We start from the raw sequence: 4,392 nt of genomic DNA, 5'->3' as shown, positions 1-4,392 counted from the left end.
CGAGTTCGAGGGCAACGGCTCCGCCACGGCCGACGACCTCGTCGCCGCGCTCGAACCCCTCCTCACCGAACTCCACCGCTGAACGAAGGGGCACATCCACCCCTGGTTGACGCTCCGCGCCACCCCTGACCCCGGTCGTCGTCCGGGGTCAGCCGCTACCGGCAGACGCCGCCACACCGGGCCGATCGGGCCGTGCTCGGCCCAACAGGTGAAGGTGGTGGCGACGACCGGCGCCGCGTCCTCGTACTCGCGCCGGCCGTGCCCGTCCACGCTGTCCGACCGGGTGGATCCACCAGGTGCCGCGCCGGTCGCCGCGTCCCAGGTCCGCCACAGCCTGCTGCCGGTTGGCCGGCGCCACCGGCCCGGCGCCGGTGGCGACCAGGGCGACCGGCGGGTACCCGGGCCCGGTCCGGCGCCCGCCAGTGGAGCATCCGGTCGCCGGTTCCTCGTCCGCCGGCGCCGGGTCGGTGCTCCTCACCTGCGTAGGGAACAGCTCGCGGTAAGCGGTGAACCTCGCGTTCACCCGCTCCGGCGACATCGTCGAGCGGTCGGCCTCCGCCCTCGGCACCGGCCCCCCGGGCCGAGTCCGCGGCCGGGGTGGCGGCAAAAGAGTCTCCATCGGCCGCCGACCGATGCGCCCGTGGCCGCCGTCCCGCTCGGCGGCCACGGGCGCGGTCGAACGGTGGTGACGCGGCGCGGCCCTGTCCGTCACGGTATTGCCTACGAGCCCTGTCCGGCGTCCGCGAGGACACCCGGGTGCTTCAACTCGCACCTTCCCGAAGGGAAGTAGGGGTACTTGAAGGTAACCACCCCAATTCGCATAGCGTGCCTACGTGGCCTTGAGGGTCCATGACACCCCGTGGGATCCGTGGCGATCATTCGTGCCGGATCCGGTGGGGCGGGCCACCGGGAACGGTCGAGCGGCCGGTCGTCGGCTGCCGATCCCGGCATGGCCGGCGCTCCGTCCGGCGGGTTCCCGAGGGCTCTCGGACTCCGGAGGCCGTGCGGCTGTGGCGAGGGGCATCACGCCGTCGCGCGGCCGACGGATCCCGAAAAGCGCGGCCCCGTCGCGTTCGGACACCGGGCAGCGCTGCCCTCCCGCCGCCTGCGGCACCCTCGGCCCGCCCGTCCCGGGCAGCCGTGCGCCCCGGACCGGCCACGGTTTCGTCCCATCGAGAGAGGAAATCATGCATCCGTATTCCCCGAGAGTTCGATCCGGTGTCTTGAGACTGCTGCTCATGTCCTTGGTGACAGCACTCCTTTCCGTCGGCATATCCGTCACTCCCATGGCGAGCGGCACGGCCCACGCCGCGGCCATCCTGGGCAACCCCTGCCCGGCCTCGGAGAGCATGTACTGCACGCGGCTGTTCCTGAAGGAGGGGTACACGCTGAGTGTGGACACCCAGCGAACCACGTTGAACCAGATCAGGTTGGCGCGCGTTCACGACGGTCCGAACATGGCCTGGCGCCTGACCCCGAACTGGGACGAAGGAACCTTCCGGATCCAGAACATTTCGCTGGGCACGTGCCTGACGGCCCGAGGCTTCTGGGACCATGCACCGGTGTCCTTGCTGTCCTGCGGTTCCAGCACCTGGCAGGACTGGATAGCTCATCCCACGCCCACCGGGTTCATGTTCCGAAACGTGGGCACATCGATGTGCCTCGCACCCTACGAATCCAAGACTTCGGTCGGGTCGGCAACGTGGCTGACCGGTTGTGACGGAAAGGAGGAGCAGTCGTGGAAGGCCCCCTTCGGCGACGAGCAGCCTCCCGTGCGCGGGTTGCGGGAAATTGCCATCACCTACGCGACCAAGATATGCCAGAAGTACAAGGATGAATGCTCCTGGGACATGGAATCGGAATCCCCCGCGGAAATGCTGCCGGAATCCTGCGAGTCGGTGGCCTGGCGCAACGACGGCCCGGAGGACGCCACCCATACATTCACGGTGACCAACACGAACGGATGGTCCCACGAAATAGGCACGGAGATTGAGCTGGGAATGGAGACCGGCGCACTGTCGTCACTGGTCGCCAAGGTCAGCGTGAAGGTGAAGTTCTCCTTCAAAAAGGTCTGGTCCGGTTCGCAGGCCGTGGGAAACCAGATGAGCGGAAAGGTGCGCCCCGGGGAGTACGGCTGGGTCACGCTCTCCAAGGCCGCCACCAAGATCACCGGGAACTGGACGTTCAGCCGCAGTCATCTTCCCTGGACGGCCAAGGACACGATCGCCATACCGATGATGAACGACGCCAAGGGACAGCCCAGCCTCTACACCGTTCACTCGTCCCCGAAGCCGCCCGTCTGCACGTGACACCCCGGACACCGTAGCCGGCGGACCCGCCTGGTCGGGACGCTCCAGGGGCCGTCCCGACCGGGGCATGCCGACCCGGGAGTTCCAGCCCCACCCCGAGACGGCAGCCGTCGGCGACGGCCCCGATTGCGTCTCGGGTCCGCCCGGTACAGGCAGCCTCACGGGCGAGGGCCCGCCCCACCCCCTGTACCACGCGGGGGCGGGGCGGGCCCTCGACAGCGTCAGCGCGCCGGAGAGCGGGTCGAGGTCGGCCCCGATGGGCGCGGGCCGGATCCCGCCGGGGCGACGGCCGGCCCTGTCGGCAGAAATCTGATGTCGCCGCGAAAACGAAACGGCAACACACCTAGCGCTACTTTCGTATATCGCATATGTTTCGCCACAGCTCCATCTGCTGCGCCGATGTTGCGCCGCACCGATCCGTCGCGGGAGCTCACCCTCTCCACCCCCCACAGGTTCCCGGGGCGGTCGGCCCGGCCGTAGCCCGCGCAGCACAAGGAGTCCCACCCATGGCACCATTCCGCCGTAGACTCGTCGCCGCCGTCTCGCTGGCGTCCGCCTTCGCGCTGGCCGCCTCTGCCTGCGCCTCCGGCAGCGGGTCCTCCGATTCGGCCGGGCCGACCACCGTCACGTTCTGGTCGATGCCCTACTGGATCGGCCAGGACAGCAAGGTCAAGGCGCTGGTGGAGGAGTTCAACGCCTCCCAGGGCAAGGTGAAGGTCGAGCTCACCCTGCTGGAGTGGAAGGACGGCCGCGACAAGATCAAGCAGGCCGTCGCCGCCGGCAAGGGCCCGGACGTGTGGCTGATGAACAACGGCCTGGACCTCGACTACCTCAAGTCCGGTGCGCTCGCCCCGCTCGACAAGCTCGGCTACACCGCCGCCGACACAGACAGGTTCCTCCCCCTCGCCAAGGTGAACACGTACGACGGCAAGACCTACGGCGTCCCGCTCTCCTTCGACGTCGGTGTGCTGCTCTACCGCACCGACATCCTCCAGCAGTACGGGTTCAGCGCCCCGCCCAGGACCTGGGACGAGCTGAAGTCCACCGCCGCCGCCATCACCACCAAGTCCGCGGCCGCCGGCAAGAAGGTCAACGGGCTGCAGTTCAAGGGCATGGACGACCACCTCAACGCCATCAACTCCGTCTGGGAGAGCTTCCTCTGCCAGGCCGGCGGTTCCCTCACCTCACCCGACTTCAAGACCTCCACCCAGAACACCGAGGCCGGGCGCACCGCGATGGACTACATGAAGTCCTTCTACGCCGACAAGATCTCGCCCACCGGGACCAGCGCCCTCAACGGCTTCATCAGCGGCGACATCGCGATGTTCCCGTTCAACCAGTCCGTCATCGCCAACATCAAGCTCGGCGGCGCCAAGACCGAGGGCAAGTGGGCCGTCGCCCCGATGCCGGCCGGCCCCAAGAGCGGCTGCTCGATGGTCGGCGGCCAGAGCCTGGTCGCCGGCGCGGCGGGCAAGAACCTCGCCGGCGCGGGGGCGTTCATGCGCTGGCTGGCCTCGCCCGAGCGCAGTGCCCAGTACATGGAGTACTACGGCATCTTCCCCTACGACTTGAGCAAGGTCGACCCGGCCGTTAAGGCCACCGTCGACGGCAAGGCCAAGGCCGACCCGAACTGGAACGCCATCTTCGAACAGCTCGGCCGCAACACCCCCGATCTGCTGCTCCAGGACCGGCACGCCTTCCAGGCCCGCTGGGACGCCCAGAAGGCCAACATCGTGGCCGGCGTCAACGGCCAGGCACCCGTCGACAAGGCGCTCAAGACCATCGACGAGGCGGTCGGCCAAGCCCTCGGCAAGGAGTAGCGGAAGGCGGCAGGATACGACGGACCACGGACGGCGCTCATGACCTCCTCCACCGAACACCCCCCTGGCGCCACGGCCGCGGTAGGTGCCCCACCCGACGGCGCCGCACGCACGGTCCGCCCCGCCTCCGCCCGCCTGTCCAGGCACGGACCGCGGCCCCGGTCTCGGCGGTGGCGTTCCCGTGGTGCCCTGGCCGGTTGGCTGTCCGTGGCACCCGCCCTCCTGATCATCCTCGGGTTCACCTTCTACCCGATGGTCCAGTC

At 68.9% G+C, this 4,392-nt stretch carries 2 protein-coding genes; both read left to right on the top strand.

Annotated features, from left to right (window positions below; translation table 11 throughout):
• Positions 1-1,238 precede the first annotated feature (1,238 nt).
• Positions 1,239-2,309, top strand: coding sequence for an RICIN domain-containing protein (locus ACFXHB_RS44435; RefSeq protein ID WP_380582885.1), 1,071 nt, complete (start codon positions 1,239-1,241; stop codon positions 2,307-2,309).
• 506 nt (positions 2,310-2,815) lie between these two features.
• Positions 2,816-4,129, top strand: coding sequence for an ABC transporter substrate-binding protein (locus ACFXHB_RS44430; RefSeq protein ID WP_380582884.1), 1,314 nt, complete (start codon positions 2,816-2,818; stop codon positions 4,127-4,129).
• Positions 4,130-4,392: the final 263 nt, after the last annotated feature.

The sequence above is a fragment of the Kitasatospora sp. NPDC059327 genome (assembly GCF_042752535.1).
Taxonomy (GTDB): domain Bacteria; phylum Actinomycetota; class Actinomycetes; order Streptomycetales; family Streptomycetaceae; genus Kitasatospora.
This window is presented reverse-complemented; position numbering and strand designations above follow the sequence as displayed.